Here is a 25,818-nt window from a genome sequence, read left to right as displayed (position 1 = left end):
CTAATTCTTCTATATATAAGAGTCCGGGAATATAATTATTTTCGGATTCTTTGTCTCATTTTTTATTGATATTATTTCTAAACTAGTCAAATAATTTCGTTGCTATTCTATTATATTGCCGCTAATATTTTTAGCGGAATGATAAATTAAGTTTAATTTATTAGTTTGAAAAGACAGGGCACGAAAAAATCAATGCCCTGAGAATCATATGATAATTTAAGAAAAAGAATTAACGAATCCCGCCATATTCTTTACTGATCTCTTTTGCTGCCCGGATCACCAAAGCACCAAGTTCAGTGATACGATCATCGGTGATGCGTGAGACTGGGCCGGAAATGGAAATAGCTGCAAAGGCTTGGTGATGTTCATCATAAATACAGGCAGCAATACAGCGCAGACCTAAAGCATGTTCTTCATCATCGAACGAATACCCTTGTTTACGTGCTTGCTCCAGATTTTCTTTTAAATTCGAAGGGGTTGTCTTGGTGTGTTGTGTGTAAGAATGAAGCCCTTTCTTATGCAGTAATTGAACCAGTTGGTTATCTGATAATGTTGAAAGGAATGCTTTACCAGCCCCGGAAGCATGCATAGGCAATTTACCCCCGATAGGGGCGGACATTCTCATCAATGCATTACATTGTACCTGATCGACAATAACCGCTTCATATTCACTGTGATCAAGAATAGCTAAATTCACGGTTTCACCGGAATCTTCCATCAAACGGCGGAGGATCGGGTGAATGAGTGCCAATAAATTTCGGCTCTGTAAGAAACTACTGCCGATAATAAAAGTGTGTGAACCGATAACCCACAATCCTAAATCGCCAATCTGACGGATAAAACCGTGCTGTTGCAAAGTGGTCAAAAGGCGGTGAGTGGTGGAATTTGGTAATCCGGCTTGTTGGGCTAAATCAGTCAGGGCGATACCACCGGGTGACTCGGAAATATATTCCAAAAGAGTCAATCCGCGACTTAATGACTGTACTTGCCCATTAGCAACAGCATTATTCGCCGTAATCTTAGTCTTTTTTGTTTTTTTACTGGTAACGGCAGTGCTCATCGAAATACCCTCTGAATAATAAGATGGAATTCATTTTCATTTCTCATTATGGATGATAAACCTGAAAAACACTCATCCGATGTGTGGAAAATGCTACCTGCCATTGAGATTTCCTTAAATCTCAATGGCAGGTTTCAAATCATCATGATAGTTAACTCACTATAAATGTACAAGATGATTAAGATGGAAATGGTTTCCTATCTATGGATATAAAAAAGCGACATTTTTGATGTAGCACGATATAAGCCAATAAACTTGCTAGTACTTTCTGTGTGTAAATTGGATTCGTCTTATTAAAGTAATCTTCGTAGAATATGAATACTTTTAGGAATTGACTCATTGTATTAATAGTATTTTAGTGGAAATAATTTATAAATAACATCTCTTAATGATGTGTATTAAATAATACCTTGATGAATTTATAGGAAATAGGGTTTTTATCTAACTATTTTTTGATTATATAATTACAAAAGAGCGTCTGTTATTGTTAAAAATAATGTTTTATATTGTTTTAAATTGGTTTGAGTTATTTGGATTGATTTTATACCCGTCATCTTTCAAGCTGCCTCTTTGTTGGCTGCACTCACTCACCCCGGTCACATAGTTATCTATGCTCCCGGGGATTCGCTCCCTTGCCGTCGCGATGCATCTTGAAATCCATAGGGTATATATATTTTCATTTTAATTATAAAAATATGAGAAAATATTATTAATTATATCAAGAATAATATTTTGTTACTATTTTGTCGGAATGGGAGAGTTTAATGAAACGCATTTTTTCGATTATCTGTTTTTTAGCAACTTTAATTATTGCGATTATTCAGGGCATCGGTTTGGTACTTCCTGATAAAGTCCCTGTTGAATATTTTAAAGAAAATGGATTCAAGAATGTGATGAGAACGCTTGGTGTTATTGCTGCGGAACCTCATCCTGCGGCTTCAACACAGCAAGCGTTAGTTCGGGCTTACCTGATTAACGAAATGAATGATATGGGATATAGCGTCACTGAACAGACATTTCATTACACGGCGGATGATTTGGCCTCTCGGCAGAAGAGAATATATTCAAACTTCAATAGTCAACAACGCCGAGCTTTTGATAAAGAGTTTGCCAGGATAAATACAGGCAACTTTGCAAAACAAGTGGGGGAACAATCAGAATTAACTGGAACGAATCTTATCGCAAAGTTGGAGGTTCCTTCGTCAGAAGGAACTTTATTATTCGTTTCACATTATGACAGTGTTAGAACTGCGCCAGGAGCCAGTGATAATGGTATAGCTGTCGCCTCGGTACTCCAATTAATGCGGGATCTTGCTAAAAGGACGGATATAAAAAATAACGTTATATTCTTATTCTCTGATGCTGAAGAGTTGGGATTACTCGGTGCGCATCACTTTGTTAAGAATATTAATGAGATCGCTACTCAACCAATAGATGTTGTTTTTAATTTTGATGCTCGGGGAAATAATGGCGTGCCACTCTTATTTGAGACATCGGCAAAAAATCTTGCTCTTGTTTCAGAATGGAATCGGAATGCTTATAAGCCGGTAGCTTTTTCATTTAGTCCCATCGTGTATCAAATGTTGCAGAATAACACAGATTTTAGTGTCTTTTTGAATAAAGGGTTTACCGGGATGAATTTTGCTACGATCTTGGGTTATGAGCATTACCACCGTATGAGTGATACTGTTGAGAATCTTAACCTTGGAACTTTGTGGCGATATCAGCGAACGATTCGGGATTTGGGAGCGCATTTCGCGGTAAAAGATGAGATTAACTTATTTAAAGAAAGTGTAGATGCAGTTTACTTTCCTGTGCCCTATATTGGGCTTATTATCATATCTATATTTTCCGCTTTTGTTACAGGTATTTTAACATTTTTACTCTCTATCTCATTAGCGATAAGAAATATATTTTTTTCATCTTCACTCCGAACTGTATCAAATATCCAGAGCATTTTAAGGATACTTGCTGGATTATTTAGCCTTGTCGCAGCATTAGTTGTACCCACAGCATCTTATCTTATTACATTGCCTGTTTTGTTGTTTTTATTAACGGATTTGATGTCGCGGGAGTTCAATAAATTTAGCGTTGCGTTGATTTTATTAATTATCTGTACTTACATTACATGTATTCTCTATGTTCCAATTATATACCTTGTTTCTGTTGGATTACATGCTCCTGTAGTGGGGGGCGTGCTCGCTATTCTGCCAATGCTTATTTTGGGATTTAGTATAGCCAGTCTTTGGAAGCGAATAACTTAATTCTATACCCGTCATCTTTCAAGTTGCCTCTTTGTTGGCTGCACTCACTCACCCCGGTTACATAGTTATCTATGCTCCCGGGGATTCGTTCCCTTGCTGTCGCGATGCAACTTGAAATCCATAGGGTATATAATTAAAGTTAATATAAAACCAGTCATAGAGCAGAATGGCTGGTTAATTTCATAAACTAAATAGTGGTAATGATATAATTCATGAGCATTAATAATTTTGCCATGTAAAGTATATAAGGAATTAATATAAGCGGATTTGTGAAAATAATGTTGGTAAATAATTTTTTGAATATATTTTTAAATTGATTCATGAATAAATTTCATTTTTTTTATGTGTTATTTAAACTAAGATTATCTCTTATTACTATTAACTGCTTGTTATTTTACATGGTTATAGCTTTCTATCAATACTATTTCATGTAAATTCAATACATTTAAAATTGATATTTTATTATTGATTTATAACTTATTTATTAATATTTAAATGGTATGATTTACATTTTAAACTAAATTTTTCTAATGTGTAAAATAATTTTTCCAGCAAATAATTTATAAAATAATATATGTTTCTTGCTTTATCTATAGCCTGTTACTAAGAAAGTATAAGGGGCTTTTATATTGTTTAATAAAAAATTAGAAAATCACTAATAACCCGGCGATATGGACAAGAATTTGATACTTATCGCATTGAAAATAAAATTTTTTTGGCGGATTTATCGCTAATGCCAGTCACTGGGGCGTGATGTAGTTATTGGGGGCATATAGATATGAAAAATAATATTAACGGTAATTATTTTAAAGTGGCTGGCAATTTCCTCTGTAATTATAAGGTTTATCAGGGAGATAGTAATGGCAGAGTTGTTATATTGTTACCTGCTATTGGTGTGGAAATCAGGAAGTATGACGCTTTAATACAACAACTGGTAAAAGAGGGTTTTCAGGTTGTCACTGCTGATATGCCAGGTTATGGAGACAATCAACCTAAACCAAGTCGAAAAAATGACTATAACTATTCCGACCTGTTGCAGGATTATCTTCCGGCAATGTTAGACAAGGCTATTGAGTTAAATAGCAATAAAATTCCTATTATTTTTGGTCACAGTCTTGGGGGGCATATTGCGACGATCTTTGCCTGCTCAACTGACAGGCCATTTTCTCTGTTTTGTGTGGCAACTGGGAACGTGTGGTATAAGAATTGGCAGGGAATGGGGAGGGTACAGATAATAACAGCAGCTATTGTTTTTAACATTCTGACTGTGTTATATGGTTATCTCCCTGGGAAAAAGATTGGTTTTGGCATAAGAGAAGCTAAGGGGTTAATGCGGGACTGGTCCAAAACTGCTTGTACGGGAAATTATGATCATGTCCGTGCTTATAAGGGGAAGGAGAATAAGCATTTATCCAAGGCCATTTATATCTGTTTTAAAGGAGATAATTGGGCTCCGTTGAAGTCTACTCAAGTATTAGCAAGTCTTATACCTAATGCAGAAGTTAGGGAAATAACTTTGTCTCTCAAAGGTAATCCTCACAGTGCCTGGATTAAACAGCCAGGAGATATTATTGCAATCATGAAAAAAGAAATGATGGAGAATAGCGATGATTAATACATTTAAAATTCTGCGTTGGGAGTTTTTGGGATTGTTTTTTATCAGTTTATTTCTGACTTGGCAGCTTGAGAGTTATATAAATTGGTGGCAATTTATTGTGTTATTTTTTCTGATTGATATTATTGGTTATTACCCAGGGCGGATCTGGAGTTTACTGAATAAAAAAGAAACTCCTCCTCCAGCTTTTTATACCATTTATAATATTTGCCACAATTTATTCACACTCAGTGTGATTAGTTTGCTCTGGATCTGGTTCTTTAAGGACAATTACAGCGTTATTGCACTATTTGTTCATATCTGCCTGGATCGAGGTGTACTGGGAAATTTTCCTAAGTTATCTATTAATATATTTAAGCAGCCCACTATTCATTGAAATAAATCATTATATACCCTATGGATTTCAAGTTGCATCGCGACGGCAAGGGAACGAATCCCCGGGAGCATAGATAACTATGTGACCGGGGTGAGTGAGTGCAGCCAACAAAGAGGCAGCTTGAAAGATGACGGGTATAGAGAGATAACTTATTGGGAGAGGAATTTATATTATGAATTTAATTAAACAGGCATCGGAAGTAGAAATGCGGGCAAAAGATTGGGGCTTGGATGAATGGTTCACTGAACAGATAAGTGTTGAACAAAGAAAAAGAACCTATTATGCCAATGATCCTAAATTAACCTATTTGCCGGGTGATTTACGGGAGTCTCTGATCAGGGAACTTTCTTTTAAATCGATGTCGGAATATGAAGCAACGAAAGCATTATTGTTACTTGCAGATAAGGCTCCTGACAATATCAACTTTGATTATATGCTGACTCAGATATTTGATGAAGGTAGACATGCTAAATTATTCAGAGAACATCTGGTCAGAATAGGTTTTGCGGATATCGACAATGTGGCCGGAAAAATGGAAAGCCTCTTACGAGGAAAAATGACCAATATGTTGGAAACATTGAGAACTTATTTCGATAAGTGGGTGGTGTTGAAAAATGACTATATTGCAGGCGTGTTAATTATTACTGTTGTTCTGGAAGGCGTACTTGCGCCAACGTCAGAACTCAGCGAAATCAAGTGGCGCCCTTTTGATATTGTCGCCGCCGAGACACAGGCCAGAGCCAATGCTGATGAATTAAGACATCTGACAGTGTGTGCAAATATCGTCAAGATGGCACTCGAAAATGATAGTTCTCTAAAGCAATCGGCTCTTGAGTGTATAGAAGAAGGGCTGGCGTTATGGAGCCAGGTATCTGTTGATGACTTGTTTGTAGAGCGTGAAATGTTCTATCAACGGGGTATGCAGAACCATTTGCGCTTTATTGAAGGTTATGAATTAGTGCCTGGGATGTTGTTGTCCGATTCTACGGTGGAATCTCGCCTTGAGCTATCTCATTCCTTGGTTGAACGGATGCAGCAGTCACGCCTTAAGTACATGGGTTTAGTGTAGATATTGGCCTTATTCAGTAGGTTGTTTGAATAGGCTAAGGAGAATTAAAAATGACAAATATTGTTGAAGAACTTAGGAAGAATAGCGGGAAATACCAACATTTGACACCAGATAGATTGAAAAGATTGTTATTGGGTTCTGAGGCCGCTTCACAATGCCTACGTTTGATGGCTCAATCTAATATGGATGGGCTTCATCAAGTCGGTAATACTATCCGTGAAGCCTCTGCATGGCTTCCCGCTGTTGGTATTGCCTTAACAATGCATAATCATATTGTACTGGCTTGCAGTAAATTTCCTGACATATTCGAAGACAGCAACGTATTATTGAATGAAGTTATGGCATCAAAAGCATTGGTTGCTTCCGCTTTTGCAGAAGGTGTGCCTGGAACGAATATTTTTATACCATCGCTTAAAATGCATTCTAAAGAGGGAAAGTTGTTTGTTAATGGTTCGAAGAAACCTTGTTCCTTATCTTCGATTGCTGACTATTATGTGTTATCGGTCTGCGATACTGATAATAATAATGATATGAGGATAGTATTGGTTTCTAAATCGGATCAGAATTTTAAGGTTATTCCTTTCTGGCGACTGGGGATTATGGCTGAAAGTGATAATCAAGAAGTTAAATTTTCGGATACCGAAGTTTCATTAAAACGACTTTCTCATTATAAAGGGATTGAACAACAGATGCTGCTTTCCTGCGGTTTATCACTGTTTAATTATTTTGCCGCAAATACTTATTCTGGAATTCTTGATGGGCTGACTCGTTTTATTCCTGAGAAAGTAGTAGAACAGCACCCAATTAAATATACCCTGACCCAAGCTGATTATAAGATTAATGTTATTCTCGGTCAGATGTTGATTATTTCCTTTTATGCTAGCCAGGATGAAAATGCCGTCCATAAGATTCTCGCGTTACGTTATACCTTGGAAAATATCCTTGAGGAGACTGCCAGTTTCATATTCCGATGTTGCGGTGGGATTAAGGTAATGACAACACCGGAAATTATGAATTTCTATTTGGCAGTACAGTTATTTAAATTTCATCCGATAGGAGAATTCCAAATGATTAACCAGATCATGCAGCAAACTTAATTACTTTTAGAATCACCTATTTATAACTCAAGGATTTTTCCATGCTGTTTACAGCATGACTTTGTGCACCTAAAAAAAAAGAGAGAAAACTATGTTTGTTAATCAATATCGTGAGAGTTTATTGAACTCTGTGGGCCTTGAACTGGATATTAAGTCTGCTCAAGATAACCAGCTTACATTATCGGATGGCCGGGTTGTTAAGGATTTTTTGGCTCAATATGGTGCTCTGCCATTTGGACATAATCCTGATTTCGCTATCGCTGAAATTGACAGATTCACTAAAGATAAAGAGCCTATCTTCTTTCAGCCCAATATTCACAAAAAGGTACGTCTATTGGCTGAAATGCTTGCAGAGCAAATAGATAAGGAAAAATATACCCACTGTACTTTTACTAACAGTGGTGCTGAAACAGTAGAAGCTGCGATTAAATTTACCCGTCTGTTTACTGGCAGAAAACGTATTCTGAGTTTGCATCGCAGTTTTCACGGAAAAACCTATTCGGCATTATCCGCTACGGGATCAAATCGGTTTAAAGCCGATTTCATTTACGATGATAAATTATATGAGCAGGTTGATAGCGAAGATTTAGATGAAATAAAAAGAAAGCTAGAGAGCCGGGAATTTGCCGCATTTATCATTGAACCGGTGCAAGGAGAAGGTGGAATGAAAGTGATTCCACCAGATACGTTGTCCAGTATTTTGGCACTGTGTAAAGACAATGGCACATTGTCAGTATTTGACGAAGTTCAGACGGGTATCGGTAGGCTTGGGGCATTTTGTGCGGCCACGCTCTACGCTTTGAAACCGGATGTTATCCTGTTTTCTAAAGCATTGGGGGCAGGTATCTCACCAATTGGTGCGATGTTATATTCAGATGAGTTTTATTTATCCGAGTTCGATAGGAAACATAGCTCCACTTTTGCCAATAACGTTCTAGCCGCAACGATGGGGATTGCTGTTATCGAGCATCTGACTAAAGATGATGGTAAGGCGTTAACCCATATTCAAGAAGTCAGCCGTTATGTTGATGAATGCCTTGAACAATTGTCTGCTAAATATCCAGAACAATTTTACTGGCACGGGGCTGGGTTGATGCGTGGTCTTGAAATACAGGACAGCAAAGCGGCTTCCAACATATTTATCAATTTCAGTCAAAGAAGCGGTGGCCTGGCTTATATCATTTGTAGTTTCTTATTGAAACATTATGGTCTTTTCACCATGCCGTTAATGTCTCGCCCTTGTTCTGTACGTTTTGAGCCACCGCTTAACGTTTCCAAAGAGGATATTAAGACGTTTTTCACCGCTTTTGATGAGGTATGCCAACTCGTTGAGAATGGACGATATGACATTCTTTTTTCACACTTGATAGATATACCTATTGCGGATCTCCCACCCGCTTCGGTGAGTTATCCGATTTCAAAAAATAACAACTTGGCCCAGATTAAAGCGCCTATTCCTGGATTGATTGAGGGTAAGAAATTTGCTTTCTTGATTCATACCACTTCGGTTAATGAGCTCGCTCATTCTTATTGCTTGTCAATAAAGGAGAATTACACGCTGGAGCAGCAGAAACAGCTCGGTAATTGGATCACACAGGTTTCCTCGATCGATTTTAATCCTGATGTCGCTATTGAGTTTGGTGTCGAAAGTTCAACGGCCTATGCTAATGGTATGCTCATTTTTTCACCCATTAGTCCCGAAGATATGATGGCATTGTCAGCGAAAGAACGGGCGGTATTGATGAGGGAATATCTTGATGTGGCAGAGAAAAATGGCGCTGAAATCGTTGGCTTAGGTGCTTATACCTCGGTTATTACTAATGGTGGTAATAGCCTGGTGAATAATCGGCAGGGTCGGATATTGACTAATGGCAACTCTCTGACAGCGGTGGCGGTGATTGAGGGGATACGCTCAATGTTGATTGAGAATGCATCCCGGCAAACATTGGCGGTAGTGGGTGCCAGAGGCTCCGTAGGCAGGCTTTCAGTCATCGGCTTAGCTCATAATTTTGGCCGGATTATCTTGGTTAGCCGCCCCAATAAAGCACGCATATTGCTCTCTGAACTGACCAAGGCGCTTCTTTCCGCAGTGTTAAGGACTCATGATGTTATCCAGCCAGATTCGGTCATGGATAAGATGAGAAAATGGCTTTTTAAACAAAATCCGGGGGTGACAGATGCACAAATATTACATCAGCAAGTTCTTGAAGTCGTTGGTACCTTTGGTTTGGAAGCGATAGATAGTTATGAACATTCTTTGAGTCAGGCTGATTTTATTGTTTCGGCAACAAGTGAAGGTAAGCCTTTCTTGAATACACATTATTTGAAAGATTCTGCCATCGTTTTTGATGCGGCCAGACCTTTCGATTTCATTCGTGATGGCAACCATCAAATTTACGAGGGGGGATTGGTCTATCAGCCTGAGAAAGTGGTTTATAGCGATTGTAACGTGATCGATGTACCTGCGGGGGTCAATCTCGCCTGTTTATCAGAAACTATCGCTGTGGCGCTTGAAGGGGTGAGTGTTCATCAAAGCATCGGTAAATCTATTGATTATAATGATGCATTGGCGATTCGGGATATTGCCAGGAAGCATGGGTTCATCCCTGTCCAGTATTCCCGAAATAATCAAGGTGAGCGTTATGAGCATGTTGCTTGATGCTCCCCAGATTATTGCCACTGGGAACGCTCAAGATGTTCTTGGCAACAGCCATCTCAGAAAAGTGCTTTGCTATGCAAAGCACCCGTTGAGTAGCCTGTTGTTCAATAGTGAAACATATTGGTTTACTAATCAAAAGGGGGCTATTGGTTTCTTTCAGGACAAAAATCTGCATATGTGTGTAGGCGGTATTTTGGCTCCTGGCGAAGAACGAGCTGCACTTTTACACTCTTTTCTCAACTTCACCAGAGAAAAGCGGGCTTTCCCGGTTTTTCTGCACGGTGATGAGAGTGATTTTGTGTTGTTGAAAAATAATGGCTTTTCTGTGAACCAGCTTGGAGCGAGTTATTCATTGAGCCTTGATGGATATGATATGAAAGGCAAACGGTTTCAGCAGCTTAGAAATAAAATCAGTAAATCCAGAAGAGCGGGGATTTCCGTTCGAGAGATCTGCTCGCAAGAGGAATATTATCGATTTAAACCACAACTAGAACATATTAATCAGCTTTGGCTGAAAGAAAAACACGCTAAGGCCCTGAAAAAATTGGTGATTGATTTCAATACGGTGGAAGTGAGTTCAGGCCAGCACAGAGTCTATATTGCAACTCAGGGAGAACAAATTCAGGCATATATTGTTTATAGCTACACTTGGGGGGAGACATCGGGATGGTTTCATAATCTATCTCGAAAAAAACCGGATATACCCGACGGCACGATGCAATTTATTAATGAAACGGCGATTAATGACTTCCTGAAAGAGGGTGTAGTTTCCTACCTTCATTTGGGCTTCACCCCCTTGGTGGAGTTCGGCGAGGAGGAATATTTCAATGACTCGGCAATCTTTTATAAAGTTGCTAAATGGTTGTCATCAAAAGGCGGTATTGTTTATCCTGCTGCTTCGCAACGTCAATATAAAATGAGCTGGCGGCCGTCGTTAATTGAACCAGAATATATTGCTTTCCCCAGAGGAAAGGCCATGAAGGCATTATGGTCAACATTGCGAACGACCAACAGTATTTAATGTTATAAAAAGCCTTTTTTTAATATTAGGTAACAGGTGATCAGTCTGGGGTGAAAATACTGGGCTGATCACCTGTCATAGGGTATGTTTTCTATGGTGAACCTATTTTCACTGAGCATATACCTTATGGATTTCAAGATGCATCGCGACGGCAAGGGAACGAATCCCCGGGAGCATAGATAACTATGTGACCGGGGTGAGTGAGCGCAGCCAACAAAGAGGCAACTTGAAAGATGACGGGTATATATATTTAAAATTATTTCTTTCTTTATAGGTTGTTTATACCTTATTTTCCTTCCTGTTTTCGGATTTTTGTTAATTATTTTATAATTTCACATTCATTATTGTTATATCTTGACAGTAAAGATTTTGTATCGACTTTACTGTTATTGGTGACTGGAAAGTTATCAATATTGATAAATTCACTGGGTATCATATAGGAGGGTAAATTCTTTTTAAGAAGGTTAACTAAATTTTCCTTATCAATAATGGTTTTGAATTTACAGAAAGCAACCAGGCGAACAATAGAACCATCTTCTTTTTTTAATGGCAAAACAACAGCACTATCAACAATGGGAAGATTCATCAGCCTTTCTTCAATTTCATGTAGCTCAATGCGATAGCCATTTAGTTTTATTTGGTTATCTTTCCTGCCAAAGCAATACCAGATATTGTCAATTAATTTGCCGATATCTCCGGTTCGAAAATTTCTTATTCCATGTTGATTAATGGTCAATCTATTATTATCTTCCGTTTTAGCGCCAATATATTTTCTCATAACATGAGCGCCAGAGATGACAATCTCGTCATTTTCTAATGTTAGAGTCGAGCCTGATCTTGACTCTCCAATTGGCAATAATTCCATATCCGAATGGAGATGTTGATCGCTAATTTCAATTATTGTTGTTGCCACGGTAGCTTCTGTGGGACCGTAAGTATTATAGATAATGGCAGATGGAAATCTTTTCCTTAAATACTTAACGAGATTTTTACTTAGAATTTCGCCACAAAATAGGAAATGTTTTAGATTTTTTAAAAAGGAATAATTAAAATTTTGCGATAGCAATTGCTTATAAGAAAAAGAAGGTGTGGAAACCCATACTGTTGGTTGATAATGATTTAAAACTTGATAGAATTTTTCAGAATCAGTCGTTGTTTCTTGAGAAATGCAAATACATGTGCCACCGTATACCAATGTGCCAAATGTTTCATACATGGATAAATCAAAATTAAATAGCGCTTGATTCATGAAAACAGGTTTTTCACCAAGTTTGAAATCATTGTACATCCATCGCATAAGATCATAAACGCTTTCACGTCCAATGACTACGCCTTTAGGTTTTCCTGTGCTACCGGATGTGAACATGATATAGGCAACATGATCTTCATCAAATTCAATATAATCAACGTTTGTTGTTTTGAATTGATTGTTAATCACATCGTAGTAATAAGGCGTGTTGGATAGTGATGCAATTTCTAACAAGCGTTGTGTTGGATAAATTATATCGATTGGAATAAATGGGATTTTATAGGTTATACATGCATAAATTGAAACTAAAAAATTAGCTTCTTTGTGTCCGTATAAGATCAAAGGCGTGTTGCGGTTTAAATTTAATTCTAAATATTTAGAATGCCACTTTTTAATTTCATCATATAAATCACGCCAATAAATGACTTGATCTGAACCCACGATGACGGGGGTGTCTGGATGAGAAGGCGCTATGATTCTATCGTTAATGAATAAATCAAAGTTTGATTCACTATATTCGTTGAGATATTTCATTTTATAAAACTGTATCCACTAAATATATATAAAGAAAAACAAATTAAAGTTAACGTTATCAGTCTGCCAAAGAAAGAGACGATCTTTTTATTTAGGATATTAGCGATATTTTCTTTATCTCTGGTGTAATTAATTAAACAGTTATGCATTACTGAGTAAGAACCAAATAAAGCACCACTTATAATGTAATTAAGTTCTAGTCCATTCCAAATACCCATACAAAATAATGTGATGAAAATACTGATATTCTGGGCAAAAAGTCTATGATTTTTGAAAAATTCTTTCTCCATTAGCATCTTATATAATGGCATAAAGATGACGTCTCTTAACCATTCAGATAAACTAATATGAAATCTACGCCAAAAGTCCTGTGGATTTTTGGCTAAAATTGGATAATGAAAATTAATAGGTAAGTTTATTCCAAATAGCTTGCCGGCGCCACAAGCCATATTAGTATAACCTGCAAAGTCAAAATATAAGTAAAAACTATAACTTATAGCAACTACTAAGTATGATTCAATCGTGTCTTTATTAATATAGTCAGATAAAAATACGTTATAGATAATGGCGGCGAATAAAAATTTCTGAACTACACCATATAATATTTGTCCAGCACCGGCAAACCATTTTTCTAAAGAGACTGGCACTGGTAATTCAAGTAAATCACGTTTGAAGCTGTTCCATCTATACATAGGGCCAGCCAGCCAAACTAATGGTAGGAATAAATAGGCAAAATATTCATAAATTACTATTTTCTGTTGCTTGCTAGAGAATAAAATGACATCTATAGCTCTGAATGTAAAAAAGGATAAACCGATAACACTAAGTAGATGACTAAATTCCAAATTTAATTTAACTAAAAATAAAGGTGAAATTATTAGCAGAGAAGATACTAATTTATTAATTATGTTCTTTTTGAAAATTAAAGTTATTAAATAGAAATAAACAGATAATGCTATAGGTATATAAATTTTATATCTAAAAATAATACACCAGCAAATAATAGAAAGTACACTTAATGCAATTTTAGAGTTTATTTTTTTATTAAAAAATAGAAAAAATAAAGAAAAAACAAATGAGGCTGAAAATAGATAAATGAAAAAGTTAAAATTTGCAAACATGTTTTTTTATGCCTTTTTTATTCTAAAATTGCTGATATTCATATTTTACTTTAACTTCACTGCTACCATTGACGATAGAATCAGAATGATAAAATAAGGTAAGCATTAGAAAAAGATATAATAAAAAAGCCTTTATAAAATATTTCATTTCGCAAAATGTTCCACAATAGCTTTATCAGTTAATAACCAACCATATTCCCCCATATGCATAATATCAGTTAATACTCCTGGCTGATATTGCTCTTCAATAAGATTTAAATATCCCATGCCGTGAGATTTTATTTTCTCTGATATAATATTTTCAACGGGATTAAAGTTATTTGTATCTGTGTATACATAAGGGTTTAATGGCTGCATAATAAATAGAGCATCTACATTATATTTCGATAATAAATCTAATAAGTTGTCAAGAGCATGCATTTCTTTGCTGTAATTGATGCCATTAGGAAAAGCTTTTTTACTTTTTTTATCCTTTACATACTTTTCATAGTATTTTTTATTTACCCATTGCGTCTCTTTGCTCATATTGTTAAGTTCAATATTTTTAGCATCATTAGCTAAATCTAGCCATTGAACTTCGGTATTGACAATTTTAAATTGTTTTTTCATTAAAGGATCTTTATGAAGGACATAAATATTGTCAGCTTTAATTGCATGATTGTCGGTTATTATGTTTTTGATATTTATTCTTGCCTCTGCTATATAATCTAAAATGTTTGCAACTGACGACGCTATTATATTGTCTTTATGAATTAACTTTAATTGGGTAGAATTTAGATTTTCAAAGTTATCTTTGTTTTCATTGAGATAGTTTGAAAATATATTTTTTGCATTTTCATCATTTGCGAGTTTATTTGCGATATAGGATGGAAAATGAGAATTGTATGCTTGTGGTAGTAGATCTGTTTTTTCAAACCATCCCGGAGATAGAATAATAACAATTCTACTATCCTTATTTAAATATTCTTGATAAGCTGATAAATAACCATAAATTGCTAATAATTCAAAATGCGCTTTACCAATGCCTATTGTGGGAATGTTTAAATTTTTTGTTAAAAAATGGTATGGAATGAATTTATGTGTTCTACTTGTTAATTCAGAAGATCCAAATAAAATAACATGATTATTTTTAAATCCGTATTCAAGTAATTTTTCTTTTGAGAAATCAATGGCATTGTGTTGATCTGTAATAGTAGGTATATAGTTGATCGATTTACTATCGTCTTCAATATATTTGTATTCTACTATTTTCGAGTTGAAATTGTTTATAAATATAATAATAGATGAAAAAATAATTGCTGCGAATAATAACGCTGCAATATTAATAGATATCTTTTTTAACATCATTTTAAGTTGTTTAAATAATTGATAATTGATTTAGGGGTTTCGAGAATAGATTCAGCATCAGTTGCTGATATGTAGCAATCGAATTCCTCTTGTAATGCCAGAATGAGATCGACTGTAGTGATTGAATCTATTAAATTTTGCTTCAAAAGTTCATCATCTAACTCAACATTTTTTCTGGCAATCTTGTTGACTATCGATAATACTTGCTGCTCAAGTTCCATATATGATCCTTTTATACCAAGATTATATTTGTATGATTTATTGATATTCGTAATAGCTACCGCACAAGCTAAAGTACATTTGCTTGCTAATATCACTGTTGTTTCTCATTTCATTTGATTGATTTTTCATATTGTTATTAGGCAGTATGGAATATCAATACTTCAGTTTTAATCTTCATGCATACTAATTGATAGCCCTTTTTTTATCAAGATCATATAATTGTTCTACGTATAATTTCCCTAATAAATGAGAAAATAATGTTTTTTTAAAATCTCCCTGTGATTTTCCATCCCTCAATATAATTAAATGTGTAAGTGAAAATGCTAACTAATTCACACAGGGATTTACAACAGAAACTATTTAAAAAGAGATAGAAAAATTAAAATAAATTTTTCATGATCCTGCCGGTGAATCTGCATTTCCGTACTAAAGAAAATGAAGAAAGAGGGAGTATTACTATTATGAGGTTGCTGTAGCAGTGTAGTATAAGATTCCGCTCAGTCTTTTGGCTGAGCGAAATATCAAATACCTGAAAAATTATACTTATTCAAACAAACGCTGATGAAGTGTTTGAACAATTTGCTCTGCATCTTTACCTTGAACAAGCAAGCATAGGTTATGGTTACTGGCGCCATGACTGATCATACGAAGATTGAATCTTTCCAGCACACTAAAAACCTTTTTTCCTAATCCGTTGGTTTGAGAAAGCTGATTACCAATAATTGCCACCAGCGCCAGATCTTCTTCCACTTCAACCCGACACAGTGTCGAAAGCTCCGTCATCAATGCATTGGTCAGCAGGCTGCCATTTGTGCTAGCGGAGCCAGTGGTGTCGAGTGTTAATGCCACATTGACTTCGGAGGTGGTGATCAAATCCACTGAGATATTATGGCGTGACAAAATGGTAAATATTTCAGCCAAAAACCCCTGTGCGTGTAGCATTTTCAGGCTGTGTAGTGTCAATAACGTCTGTTTCTGGCGCAGGGTAATAGCGCGGAACTGTGGTGGGGCTTCTGTGGTATCACAAACCAGCGTACCGCCGGCCTGTGGGTTTTTGCTAGAGCCGACAAATACTGGAATGCCACAGCGAATAGCAGGAAACAGGGTTGCCGGATGTAGGATTTTGGCGCCAAAGGTTGCCATCTCCGCCGCTTCATCAAAGGCAATCTTATCAATTCGTTGGGCAGTTGGAACGACTCGCGGGTCAGTGGTATAAATGCCCGGAACATCTGTCCAGATATCAACGCGTTTCAGGCCAAGGGCTTCTCCCAAGAGTGCCGCAGTATAATCGCTGCCACCGCGCCCCAGTGTAGTGGTACGGCCGTTCTCTTCACGACCAATAAAACCTTGGGTGACAACCAGGCTATTTTTCAGATGTGGTAAGAGATGTTCCGTTGCCAACGATTGAAGTTGTTCATGGTTTGGTTCTGCACGGCCAAAACTATCGTCGGTATACATCACTTTGCGTATATCAAACCATTCGGCATTTTTCCCTCGCTGGCGGAGCAATTCGGTAAACAATCGTGTGGACATCAGTTCACCGTGGCTGACTAATTCATCTGTCAGAGCCGCAGAGGTTGCCAGAGATGCGGCTTTAGCAAGGGTTTTAAGATTTTCCAGTAGACGATCAATCTCTTGACGAATCGTATCGGATTCATGCAAACGATCAATAATTGCGTATTGAATGGAGTGGATCTGTTTCAAGTAGTCAGCCCGCTTATCTGCATCGCAGCCTTCCGCTAATGTAACTAATAAGTTTGTTATACCGGCAGAAGCAGACAGCACAACCACACGCACTGCTTTATTTGCCAGTACGATATCTGCACTGTTATTCATGGCATCGAAATTTGCCACGCTGGTACCACCAAATTTTGCGACTACATGCCCGCCAATTTCTGGGCATTGGGATGAAACAGCACTCATTGCGATAACCTTCTGTTAACTGGATAGTCTTTTAGAAATATCGGGTTAACGGGTTTGAGTCAATGGAGTGAAGAGTGACATCAATATCTTTCATGACGCGATGAAAATCATAAAATAAATTGAGGATAGTAGAGAGGGCCGATTGTTTTTTGTACGCTTCGGCAAATGGAACTAGAAAAACTTAATCGTTTTGACCAATATCAGCGATTAAAGGAAAAGAGGCTCGAATCACAGAATTACAGGTTACAATCTTTCTTTAACTCCCAATTAATTACAGTCAGTTGATAGAGAGCATAGCTATGAAAAACATCAATCCTAGTCAAACCTCAGCTTGGAAAGCGTTAGAACAACATTTTGCGCAGATAAAGGATATTCACCTACGTGAATTGTTTGAACAGGAACCAAATCGTTTTGCTAAGTTCTCAGCAACATTCGATGACCAGATCCTGGTAGATTTTTCAAAAAATCGCATCACAACGGAGACATTAGAAAAATTACAGGCACTTGCTAAAGAGACGGATGTTGCCGGGGCGATTCGCGGTATGTTTTCGGGTGAGAAAATTAACCGTACGGAAGATCGCGCTGTATTGCATATTGCGCTACGTAATCGTAGCAACACCCCGATTGTGGTTGATGGGGAAGATGTTATGCAGCAAGTCAACGCGGTGTTGGCAAAAATGAAAGATTTCAGTGAACGCGTAATTAATGGCGAGTGGAAAGGTTATACCGGTAGGGTGATTACTGATGTGGTGAATATCGGTATCGGTGGTTCAGATCTTGGCCCTTATATGGTGACGGAAGCGCTGAAACCTTATAAGAATCACTTGAATATGCATTTTGTTTCTAATGTTGATGGAACCCATATTGCAGAAACCTTGAAAGCACTTAACCCGGAAACGACGCTGTTTCTCATTGCTTCCAAGACGTTCACTACTCAGGAAACGATGACCAATGCTCATTCTGCCCGTGACTGGTTCCTAAAAAGTGCGGGTGATGAAGGGCATATTGCAAAGCATTTTGCGGCGCTTTCCACAAATGGACAGGAAGTTAAGCAATTTGGTATTGATACCAAAAATATGTTTGAGTTTTGGGATTGGGTTGGCGGCCGTTATTCGTTGTGGTCAGCGATTGGTTTGTCTATCGCACTCTCTGTTGGGTTTGAAAATTTTGAACAATTGCTTAGTGGCGCGCATGCAATGGATCAGCATGTTGCCAATACTCCATTTGAGCAGAATATTCCTGTATTGCTGGCGTTAATTGGTATTTGGTACAACAATTTCTTTGGCGCAGAAACTGAAGCGATTCTGCCATATGATCAGTACATGCATCGCTTTGCTGCCTATTTTCAGCAAGGCAATATGGAATCCAATGGTAAATATGTCGATCGCAATGGTCATCCAGTGGATTACCAAACCGGCCCAATCATCTGGGGAGAGCCTGGAACAAATGGTCAGCACGCGTTTTATCAGCTTATCCATCAGGGAACTAAACTGATCCCTTGCGATTTTATTGCGCCAGCCATCAGCCATAACCCATTGAGTGATCATCACAGCAAATTGTTATCTAACTTTTTTGCTCAGACAGAAGCATTAGCCTTTGGTAAATCTCGTGAGCAGGTGGATGCTGAATTTGTCGCCAATGGTAAAACGGCGGTTGAAGTTGAACATGTTGCGCCATTTAAAGTGTTTGAAGGAAATCGCCCGACTAATTCTATTCTGTTACGTGAAATTACCCCATTTAGCTTGGGGGTGTTGATTGCCATGTATGAACACAAAATATTTGTGCAAGGGGCGATTCTTAACATCTTTACTTTTGACCAGTGGGGAGTTGAATTGGGTAAGCAATTGGCTAACCGTATTTTGCCAGAACTTAAGGATGATAATAGGGTTGTCAGCCACGATAGCTCGACAAATGGGTTGATTAACCGTTTTAAAGCATGGCGTTAATCACTTATTCTGAGTCAGAAACTTAATTGATATGAGCGAATTATATTCATCATAATTCGCTTATTTTGGGTCAACAATATTTATACCCGTCATCTTTCAAGTTACCTCTTTGTTGGCTGCACTCGCTCACCCCGGTCACATCGTTATCTATGCTCCCGGGGATTCACTCCCTTGCCGTCGCGATGCATCTTGAAATCCATAGGGTATATAGAATTTGTTATAACTTTTTATTCTGTATACCTGCAACGTGGTATTCTCTGCGGTTATCAATTGTACTGTCGGATGAAAGAAATTTGTCCTAATGGAAAAGCGTATGTCAACTGACTCAATATTAACAATGGTGCCTATTCAGTGGCTTTCGGTAGATTCGCCCGTTTTGCCTGATGAGGTTTTAGACTGGTTGATGGAGTTGGGCTCAATGACCCGCCGTTTTGAGCAATACTGCAACTGTGTTCGTATCATACCATTCAGAGAATGTTTTATTACCGAGGAACAACTTTCTGATGAAAGTGAGCGTTTGCTAACGGGTCAACGATATTGGCTGCGTGAGATCGTACTGTGTGGTGATAATATCCCTTGGCTATTGGGGCGGACGTTAATCCCTGAAGCAACATTAACCGGTCCTGATGAAAGTTTGGTTGATTTAGGAACAGTCCCACTGGGGCGATATCTTTTTAGTGGTAATAAATTGACGCGGGACTATATTCATGTAGGGCAGCAGGGCAACCGTTGGGCAAGACGATCATTGCTGAGGTTATCAGGCAAGCCATTATTATTAACCGAAGTCTTTTTACCTGAATCACCTGTGTATAAAAGGTAAAATTTAAAAGGGGGAAACAGAAGTGGCGGGAAGTATGGCGCAAAGTAAATGGCAGGCCTATTGCCGTTTAGTGCGCATTGATAAACCTATAGGTGCATTATTGTTGTTGTGGCCGACTTTCTGGGCTTTATGGATAGCTGGGAAAGGGATTCCAGATATGCACATATTATTGATCTTTACTGTCGGTGTGTTTCTGATGCGTGCGGCAGGGTGTGCAATCAATGATTTTGCTGACAGAAAATTTGATGGTTATGTTGAACGCACAAAAACACGTCCTCTGCCGAGTGGTGCTATCAGCGAGAAAGAGAGCAAGATCCTATTTGTCGTACTGGCGCTGGTTTCTTTCGGGTTGGTGCTGACCCTGAATAAAATGGCTATCTGGTTGTCAGTCGTTGGCTTGGCTCTGGCTTGGCTTTACCCCTTTGTTAAACGGTTTAGTCATCTTCCTCAGTTTGTACTGGGAGCCGCTTACGGTTGGGCTGTTCCTATGGGATTTGCGGCAGTTAGTGAGTCCTTACCACTAGAGTGTTGGTTGTTATTTCTGGTTAATATCTTCTGGTCAGTTATTTATGATACACAGTATGCGATGATCGATCGAAATGATGATCTAAAAATTGGCGTGAAGTCCACCGCCATTCTGTTTGGTCGTTTCGACAAGTTGATTATTGGATTATTGCAACTCGCTATGTTACTGGTGCTGGTGCTGGTGGGTTATATGATGAATCTGGGCGGTATCTACTATTGGTCACTGTTGCTTGCGGGCACTTTATTTATTTATCAGCAGAAACTGCTCGCTGGTCGGGAAAGAGAGCTTTGTTTCCAGGCATTCCTCAATAATAACTACGTTGGTCTGGTACTATTCCTTGGCATCTTCTTCAGCTATGTCTGAAACATCTGGTGATAATGTGAATAACAACCATTATCACCAGTATTTAAGAAGATTATCCTTCCTTAGTACTCTCGTCGGTATCGTTATGCTCTGGTGGCAAACTGACGCTCTCGATAGTAAGACGAATCTCAGGTGACATCAGTTCACCTAATACCTGATACAGCTCCTGGGTATTTGCCGTAATCGCATTACCACTGTCACTGATATAACCTTCTTCACGCAGTGTATGGACCGACGTAGTAAATACCGCCTTATCAAAGAATTCAGGTGCGTTGATGCCATGTAATACCGACAAACGTTGCGCTAACATCCGACTCTCTTTTTCCAGCACTCCCCGGCTGATTACTGGGTTGGCGTTCAGTAAAGAGAGTGTGATGGCATAACGTTGCAGTGTTTCACGGATGCCAGCTGCCAGCAATTGCAGGGGGCGGATACGTGCTGGATTAAGCACCAGCATGCCATGCTCCTTGTTACAGATAAGGCACTGGCGGGTCAGTTCGTTGATCAGCGTATTAACCACTTCTGGCAGCTCTGTTTTGCTATAACGCATAAACAGCTCGGCTTTAAGGAGTGGATAAATGATCGCGACCTGGCTTAACAGCGCTTCGCGGCTGATACGGCGATGATGAATAACGATGCAGGCAATCAGTGATGGCAGTACTAATAGATGTTGAATATTGTTGCGGTAGTAGGTCATCAAAACTGCACGATCACGTGGCAGAATGATAATGTCACCCATGCTGTCTTTGTCTACCTCGAACTTATCCATTTGCAGAGCGTGTTCTAGCAACTCCTCCGCGGTTTTCTTTGGTACGGTGACATCAGCAGCGTAAGGCGCATTGTGCATGAGCTGTATATAACAATCCAGTTGCTCAAGCAGTTGCTCACGAGTGAGTGCTCGCTGACGTGACGAAAGCAGGGCAGTGGAACACAAGTTAATTGCGTTAGCCGCCGCTGTGTTGTTGATGTTTACCATAATCTTCTCAGACAGTTGACTGACTGTCGGATTGAACCATTCGGGGCGATGGAATTCTATTGGATCAATAGAATCGCGCCAGCTAGGAACATGGTTGTTAAGGTATTGGATCAACGGGATGGGTTCGCCAAAGTTGACGTAGCCTTGCCCCAGATTACGAAGTTTGCGCAAACCGCGTATCATCTGGAAAAAGCCCTCTTTCTCTTTGGTTGCACCACGCAGCTCTTTGGCATAGGTGGCAACTTCCATCACATGCTCGTAGCCGATATAAATCGGAATAATGGTAATTGGGCGTGATTCGCCTCTCAACAGCGCCTGTAACGTCATGGACAGCGTACCCGTTTTGGGATCGAGTAAGCGACCTGTCCTGGAGCGACCGCCTTCCATAAAGTATTCAACAGAATAACCTCGGGCAAATAATTCACCTAGATATTCCCGGAATATCGTGGCGTAGAGCTTATTACCCTTAAATGTGCGGCGGATGAAAAATGCACCAAGGCGGCGGAATATTGGCCCTGCCGGCCAAAAATTTAGGTTGATGCCAGCGGCAATATGGGGCGGTACCAAGCCCTGATGGTAGAGCACGTAGGAGAGCAGCAAATAATCCATGTGGCTACGGTGGCAGGGCGCATAAACCAGTTCGTGACCATCCTGTGCCAGACGGCGGATGCGTTCAGCATTGTGAACATTGATCCCTTGATACAGACGGTTCCAGGTCCAACCTAGTACACGGCCTGACAGCCGTAACGTTTCATAAGAGAAATTCGCAGCAATCTCTTCCATCATGTTAATGGCATTCTGTCGGGCTTTCTCATGTGAGATTTTCTTGGTACGGGCCTCATCAGAGACTGACTTTTCTATTGCTTTTGAAGCCAGCAATTTGTTAAACAGCTCTTGCCGAACCGGCAGGCGTGGGCCAACGGCTGCCAGGCGTTGACGTGAATAGTGCATTCGTGCCACACGAGCCAGCTTATGGGCAATAGTCTTGTCAGTACCATGCTCAGTTGCCATATAGCGTAGAGATACTGTGTTTGAAAAGCGCACAAAACTATCTCGGCCTAGCCAGAGAATAGCAAAGAATTTTTGGATACCATTGAGTAGCCGCAAATGTGGTGTGCTCTGCCCTTCGCGCCCGGGGGAACGGCCGAACATGACAGAAACTGGCAGCATTTGAATATCCAGATTGGGATTATTGCGATGCAGATCCAGATAATCATGGAAAATTTTTACGGATTCCTGCTTTGGTGCACAATAGCGGAATACACGTGGACCATTATCGATAAAGACATAGCTGGGAAGTTCAGTGTCACCAATCTCCAGTAAATTTAATGGGTCCGGCAGATCCTGCTCAAGACATTGCTGACGTAATGCCAGTAAGTCTGCTTTGGAGTGATACGGTAGTACGTACAGAATTGGGCGTGTCGTATCGAGCCGCAATTCAGTAATCGGATCTGTAGGGATAAGTTTGCTTTTTACCAGTATTTTTAGTGGTAAATTCAATAATTTATAATATATTTTACGCCAACTTGACATAAATATCTTGAAGCCTCTTGTTAGCAACACGTTGCCAGCATACCAGAAACGGGTGTTGAGATCTGTTGTGTTAAGACAATAATAAGAGTGGAAAGTGTCAAATAACCTTATTTTTGGTGTGAATAATTTATGGCGAATCAATCCAAGGGCTTGGCCCGTATCATTAAAGCAATCGTATATTCGGTGAAGGGTATTAGGGCAACATGGCAAAATGAAGCGGCTTTCCGTCAGGAAATAATTTTAGCGATATTGGCTATGATGGTTGCATTTTATCTGGATATCGGCGCTATTGAACGCATTTTACTGATTGGTTCAGTGATGCTGGTGTTGATTATGGAAATCCTGAATAGTGCTATTGAAGCCGTTGTTGACCGTATTGGCAGTGAGTTCCATGAATTGTCCGGTCGTGCGAAAGATATGGGATCGGCGGCTGTCTTTCTGACGATGATGCTGTCATTAATTGTCTGGGGAACCATCCTTTGGCGCTATTTTATGGTCTGATTTGGTTTAATAATTAGGTATTATATTATAATTGGCTGATTTTCTGCCTTAGTAGGTTCCCAATCGTTATTTAGCTGTATATACTTACATATTGACTGTATAAACAAACAGGGGACGAAATGAAAGCACTTACCGCAAGGCAGCAGCAAGTTTATGACTTGGTGCGTGACCATATTTCGCAAACAGGTATGCCGCCAACGCGTGCTGAAATTGCAGCACGTCTTGGCTTTCGTTCACCTAATGCGGCTGAAGAGCATTTAAAAGCATTGGCTCGTAAAGGGGTGATAGAGATTGTTGCAGGGGCATCTAGGGGAATCCGTTTGCTGTTGGAAGAATCTGGTTTACCGTTAATTGGCCGTGTAGCCGCAGGTGAACCACTGTTGGCACAGGAGCATATTGAAAGTCATTATCAGGTTGATCCTGCATTGTTTAAGCCAAGTGCAGATTTCCTGTTGCGGGTCAGCGGAATGTCTATGAAAGATGTTGGGATTATGGATGGTGATCTGCTGGCTGTGCATAAAACACAAGATGTTCGTAATGGGCAGATTATTGTTGCCCGCATTGAAGATGAAGTAACGGTAAAACGTTTTAAACAGACTGGAAATAAAGTTGAATTGTTGGCAGAAAACCCCGAATTTAAGCCAATTGTGGTGGATTTGCGTGAGCAGAGCCTGACAATTGAAGGATTGGCGGTTGGGGTGATTCGTAACGCTAACTGGTCCTGATAGTAAAATATCAAGTTGTTGTTTTTGGAATTGTTAAAGAATTGCAATATTCCGACAGAATCATGTTGTTGAATTTATCGTTGTAATTATCTTAAACGTGATTCTGCGGTTGTTTATTTCAGTCTGACTCTGTACCAAAAGTAAGTATCTACTTACTATACCTCATGAATTTCAAGATGCTTCGCGATGGCAAGGGAGCGAATCCCCGGGAGCATAGCGAACGATGTGACCGGGGTGAGTGAGTGCAGCCAACAAAGAGGCAACTTGAAAGATGACGGGTATATCTATTTCTTTTTACTTCCTTCAATTCTGTGGTCATGCTGGCACTCATCTCGTTTAATACAGGATTCGATCTCTTCACAAGGTGAACATAAGCCATGCGCTTCGATGATGGTATGGCGTAAACTGAACCCGGCTGTTTTTGCTAACTGTTGGATGGCGGATTCAACGGTTCCACCATCTCGCTCTGTAACAGAACCACAACGGTCACAAATAAACATTGCTGAAGTGTGGCTTGGCTGTTCAATATGGTGACATAGGACATAACTGTTGGTGGATTCTATTTTATGAATAAACCCCTGTTCCAACAGAAATTCCAGTGCCCGATATATGGTAGGTGGTTTGGCCTGTGGTTCTGCTTCCCGTAGCAAATCCAGTAAATCATAAGCACTGATTGCCCCGGGTTGCTCTGAAATGAGACGCAGAACCTCAAGCCGCTGCGGAGTAAAGCGGACTCCACGAGCCTGGCAAATAACTTCGGCCTGTTCCAGTAACTTTTTTTGATTAATCAATTTCATTACGCCTCTTACAACCAGTACGATGATAATATTGTAATGTTATCATGTTTCTTCAATAGAAAATATTATCCAGA

General features: G+C 39.1%; 20 protein-coding genes. 12 read left to right on the top strand and 8 right to left on the bottom strand.

Going from position 1 to position 25,818, the window contains the following annotated elements; genetic code table 11:
- Nucleotides 1–229 precede the first annotated feature (229 nt).
- The gene (iclR, locus tag ACGF49_RS16165; RefSeq protein ID WP_228903203.1) at nucleotides 230–1,060 is read right to left on the bottom strand and encodes a glyoxylate bypass operon transcriptional repressor IclR; all 831 of its coding nucleotides are present in this window, start codon (nucleotides 1,058–1,060) and stop codon (nucleotides 230–232) included.
- A 764-nt stretch (nucleotides 1,061–1,824) separates the two neighbouring features.
- Between iclR and ACGF49_RS16160 the strand changes: the two genes are divergently transcribed.
- The 7 genes from ACGF49_RS16160 to ACGF49_RS16130 all read left to right on the top strand — a co-directional run bounded on the left by ACGF49_RS16160 (nucleotide 1,825) and on the right by ACGF49_RS16130 (nucleotide 11,161).
- On the top strand, nucleotides 1,825–3,324 hold the full coding sequence (locus ACGF49_RS16160) for a M28 family metallopeptidase (RefSeq protein WP_113043527.1): 1,500 nt from the start codon (nucleotides 1,825–1,827) through the stop codon (nucleotides 3,322–3,324).
- Between the two features lie 778 nt (nucleotides 3,325–4,102).
- Nucleotides 4,103–4,939 carry an alpha/beta fold hydrolase gene (locus ACGF49_RS16155; RefSeq protein WP_228902757.1) on the top strand — a complete coding sequence of 279 codons (837 nt, stop codon included), beginning with the start codon at nucleotides 4,103–4,105 and terminating at the stop codon, nucleotides 4,937–4,939.
- The gene (locus tag ACGF49_RS16150) at nucleotides 4,932–5,315 is read left to right on the top strand and encodes a hypothetical protein (protein WP_113043529.1); all 384 of its coding nucleotides are present in this window, start codon (nucleotides 4,932–4,934) and stop codon (nucleotides 5,313–5,315) included. Before ACGF49_RS16155 ends, ACGF49_RS16150 begins: the two co-directional genes overlap by 8 nt.
- Nucleotides 5,316–5,487: 172 nt before the next feature.
- Nucleotides 5,488–6,384 (top strand): hypothetical protein, encoded by an 897-nt coding sequence (locus tag ACGF49_RS16145; RefSeq protein WP_262978376.1) that lies wholly within the window; start codon nucleotides 5,488–5,490, stop codon nucleotides 6,382–6,384.
- Between the two features lie 50 nt (nucleotides 6,385–6,434).
- Nucleotides 6,435–7,481 carry an acyl-CoA/acyl-ACP dehydrogenase gene (locus ACGF49_RS16140; RefSeq protein WP_113043531.1) on the top strand — a complete coding sequence of 349 codons (1,047 nt, stop codon included), beginning with the start codon at nucleotides 6,435–6,437 and terminating at the stop codon, nucleotides 7,479–7,481.
- Nucleotides 7,482–7,572: 91 nt separating this feature from the next.
- Nucleotides 7,573–10,140 (top strand): aminotransferase class III-fold pyridoxal phosphate-dependent enzyme, encoded by a 2,568-nt coding sequence (locus ACGF49_RS16135; RefSeq protein ID WP_113043532.1) that lies wholly within the window; start codon nucleotides 7,573–7,575, stop codon nucleotides 10,138–10,140.
- Nucleotides 10,124–11,161 carry a DUF2156 domain-containing protein gene (locus ACGF49_RS16130; protein ID WP_113043533.1) on the top strand — a complete coding sequence of 346 codons (1,038 nt, stop codon included), beginning with the start codon at nucleotides 10,124–10,126 and terminating at the stop codon, nucleotides 11,159–11,161. The genes ACGF49_RS16135 and ACGF49_RS16130 overlap by 17 nt, the downstream gene beginning before the upstream one ends.
- A gap of 319 nt (nucleotides 11,162–11,480) precedes the next feature.
- On the opposite strand, the gene ACGF49_RS16125 is transcribed toward ACGF49_RS16130, so the two are convergent.
- The 5 genes from ACGF49_RS16125 to lysC form a co-directional block, all read right to left on the bottom strand.
- On the bottom strand, nucleotides 11,481–12,944 hold the full coding sequence (locus ACGF49_RS16125; protein WP_113043534.1) for an AMP-binding protein: 1,464 nt from the start codon (nucleotides 12,942–12,944) through the stop codon (nucleotides 11,481–11,483).
- Nucleotides 12,941–14,065, bottom strand: coding sequence for an MBOAT family O-acyltransferase (locus ACGF49_RS16120; protein WP_113043535.1), 1,125 nt, complete (start codon nucleotides 14,063–14,065; stop codon nucleotides 12,941–12,943). Before ACGF49_RS16120 ends, ACGF49_RS16125 begins: the two co-directional genes overlap by 4 nt.
- Before the next feature lie 144 nt (nucleotides 14,066–14,209).
- On the bottom strand, nucleotides 14,210–15,412 hold the full coding sequence (locus ACGF49_RS16115; RefSeq protein WP_113043536.1) for a D-alanyl-lipoteichoic acid biosynthesis protein DltD: 1,203 nt from the start codon (nucleotides 15,410–15,412) through the stop codon (nucleotides 14,210–14,212).
- The gene (locus ACGF49_RS16110) at nucleotides 15,409–15,729 is read right to left on the bottom strand and encodes an acyl carrier protein (protein ID WP_158536598.1); all 321 of its coding nucleotides are present in this window, start codon (nucleotides 15,727–15,729) and stop codon (nucleotides 15,409–15,411) included. Before ACGF49_RS16110 ends, ACGF49_RS16115 begins: the two co-directional genes overlap by 4 nt.
- Before the next feature lie 448 nt (nucleotides 15,730–16,177).
- Entirely contained in the window at nucleotides 16,178–17,557 is a 1,380-nt protein-coding gene (gene lysC, locus ACGF49_RS16105) for a lysine-sensitive aspartokinase 3 (protein WP_113043538.1), read from the bottom strand.
- Nucleotides 17,558–17,856: 299 nt separating this feature from the next.
- On the opposite strand from lysC, the gene pgi reads away from it, so the two are divergent.
- The 3 genes from pgi to ubiA all read left to right on the top strand — a co-directional run bounded on the left by pgi (nucleotide 17,857) and on the right by ubiA (nucleotide 21,212).
- A complete protein-coding gene (pgi, locus tag ACGF49_RS16100; protein ID WP_113043539.1) occupies nucleotides 17,857–19,503 on the top strand; it encodes a glucose-6-phosphate isomerase in 1,647 nt (548 codons plus the stop codon).
- A 313-nt stretch (nucleotides 19,504–19,816) separates the two neighbouring features.
- Nucleotides 19,817–20,323: a chorismate lyase gene (ubiC, locus tag ACGF49_RS16095; RefSeq protein WP_113043540.1), complete on the top strand. Its 507-nt coding sequence runs from the start codon at nucleotides 19,817–19,819 to the stop codon at nucleotides 20,321–20,323.
- A 34-nt stretch (nucleotides 20,324–20,357) separates the two neighbouring features.
- Nucleotides 20,358–21,212, top strand: coding sequence for a 4-hydroxybenzoate octaprenyltransferase (ubiA, locus tag ACGF49_RS16090; RefSeq protein WP_191214907.1), 855 nt, complete (start codon nucleotides 20,358–20,360; stop codon nucleotides 21,210–21,212).
- A 52-nt stretch (nucleotides 21,213–21,264) separates the two neighbouring features.
- Here the strand turns inward: ubiA and plsB are convergent, their stop codons facing one another.
- Nucleotides 21,265–23,721, bottom strand: a complete 2,457-nt coding sequence (gene plsB, locus ACGF49_RS16085) for a glycerol-3-phosphate 1-O-acyltransferase PlsB (RefSeq protein WP_113043542.1) — start codon at nucleotides 23,719–23,721, stop codon at nucleotides 21,265–21,267.
- A 129-nt stretch (nucleotides 23,722–23,850) separates the two neighbouring features.
- Here plsB and ACGF49_RS16080 point away from each other — a divergent pair, with 129 nt between their 5' ends.
- A complete protein-coding gene (locus ACGF49_RS16080) occupies nucleotides 23,851–24,222 on the top strand; it encodes a diacylglycerol kinase (protein WP_113043543.1) in 372 nt (123 codons plus the stop codon).
- A gap of 119 nt (nucleotides 24,223–24,341) precedes the next feature.
- Nucleotides 24,342–24,947: a transcriptional repressor LexA gene (lexA, locus tag ACGF49_RS16075; protein WP_112877396.1), complete on the top strand. Its 606-nt coding sequence runs from the start codon at nucleotides 24,342–24,344 to the stop codon at nucleotides 24,945–24,947.
- A 284-nt stretch (nucleotides 24,948–25,231) separates the two neighbouring features.
- Here the strand turns inward: lexA and zur are convergent, their stop codons facing one another.
- Entirely contained in the window at nucleotides 25,232–25,744 is a 513-nt protein-coding gene (gene zur, locus ACGF49_RS16070; RefSeq protein ID WP_113043544.1) for a zinc uptake transcriptional repressor Zur, read from the bottom strand.
- Nucleotides 25,745–25,818 lie beyond the last annotated feature (74 nt).

It is taken from the genome of Photorhabdus sp. RM96S (assembly GCF_042879335.1).
Classification (GTDB): Bacteria; Pseudomonadota; Gammaproteobacteria; order Enterobacterales; family Enterobacteriaceae; genus Photorhabdus; species Photorhabdus kayaii.
This window is presented reverse-complemented; position numbering and strand designations above follow the sequence as displayed.

Excerpts from the sequence above, each read along its gene's own strand:
- ACGF49_RS16080 (WP_113043543.1), top strand. The coding sequence starts at position 23,851 with ATGGCGAATCAATCCAAGGGCTTGGCCCGTATCATTAAAGCAATCGTA.
- ACGF49_RS16160 (WP_113043527.1), top strand. The coding sequence starts at position 1,825 with ATGAAACGCATTTTTTCGATTATCTGTTTTTTAGCAACTTTAATTATT.
- ACGF49_RS16140 (WP_113043531.1), top strand. The coding sequence starts at position 6,435 with ATGACAAATATTGTTGAAGAACTTAGGAAGAATAGCGGGAAATACCAA.
- ACGF49_RS16145 (WP_262978376.1), top strand. The coding sequence starts at position 5,488 with ATGAATTTAATTAAACAGGCATCGGAAGTAGAAATGCGGGCAAAAGAT.
- ubiA (WP_191214907.1), top strand. The coding sequence starts at position 20,358 with ATGGCGCAAAGTAAATGGCAGGCCTATTGCCGTTTAGTGCGCATTGAT.
- ACGF49_RS16120 (WP_113043535.1), bottom strand. The coding sequence starts at position 14,065 with ATGTTTGCAAATTTTAACTTTTTCATTTATCTATTTTCAGCCTCATTT.
- plsB (WP_113043542.1), bottom strand. The coding sequence starts at position 23,721 with ATGTCAAGTTGGCGTAAAATATATTATAAATTATTGAATTTACCACTA.
- iclR (WP_228903203.1), bottom strand. The coding sequence starts at position 1,060 with ATGAGCACTGCCGTTACCAGTAAAAAAACAAAAAAGACTAAGATTACG.
- ACGF49_RS16155 (WP_228902757.1), top strand. The coding sequence starts at position 4,103 with ATGAAAAATAATATTAACGGTAATTATTTTAAAGTGGCTGGCAATTTC.
- ACGF49_RS16150 (WP_113043529.1), top strand. The coding sequence starts at position 4,932 with ATGATTAATACATTTAAAATTCTGCGTTGGGAGTTTTTGGGATTGTTT.
- ACGF49_RS16130 (WP_113043533.1), top strand. The coding sequence starts at position 10,124 with ATGAGCATGTTGCTTGATGCTCCCCAGATTATTGCCACTGGGAACGCT.
- lexA (WP_112877396.1), top strand. The coding sequence starts at position 24,342 with ATGAAAGCACTTACCGCAAGGCAGCAGCAAGTTTATGACTTGGTGCGT.
- zur (WP_113043544.1), bottom strand. The coding sequence starts at position 25,744 with ATGAAATTGATTAATCAAAAAAAGTTACTGGAACAGGCCGAAGTTATT.
- lysC (WP_113043538.1), bottom strand. The coding sequence starts at position 17,557 with ATGAGTGCTGTTTCATCCCAATGCCCAGAAATTGGCGGGCATGTAGTC.
- pgi (WP_113043539.1), top strand. The coding sequence starts at position 17,857 with ATGAAAAACATCAATCCTAGTCAAACCTCAGCTTGGAAAGCGTTAGAA.
- ubiC (WP_113043540.1), top strand. The coding sequence starts at position 19,817 with ATGTCAACTGACTCAATATTAACAATGGTGCCTATTCAGTGGCTTTCG.
- ACGF49_RS16125 (WP_113043534.1), bottom strand. The coding sequence starts at position 12,944 with ATGAAATATCTCAACGAATATAGTGAATCAAACTTTGATTTATTCATT.
- ACGF49_RS16135 (WP_113043532.1), top strand. The coding sequence starts at position 7,573 with ATGTTTGTTAATCAATATCGTGAGAGTTTATTGAACTCTGTGGGCCTT.
- ACGF49_RS16115 (WP_113043536.1), bottom strand. The coding sequence starts at position 15,412 with ATGATGTTAAAAAAGATATCTATTAATATTGCAGCGTTATTATTCGCA.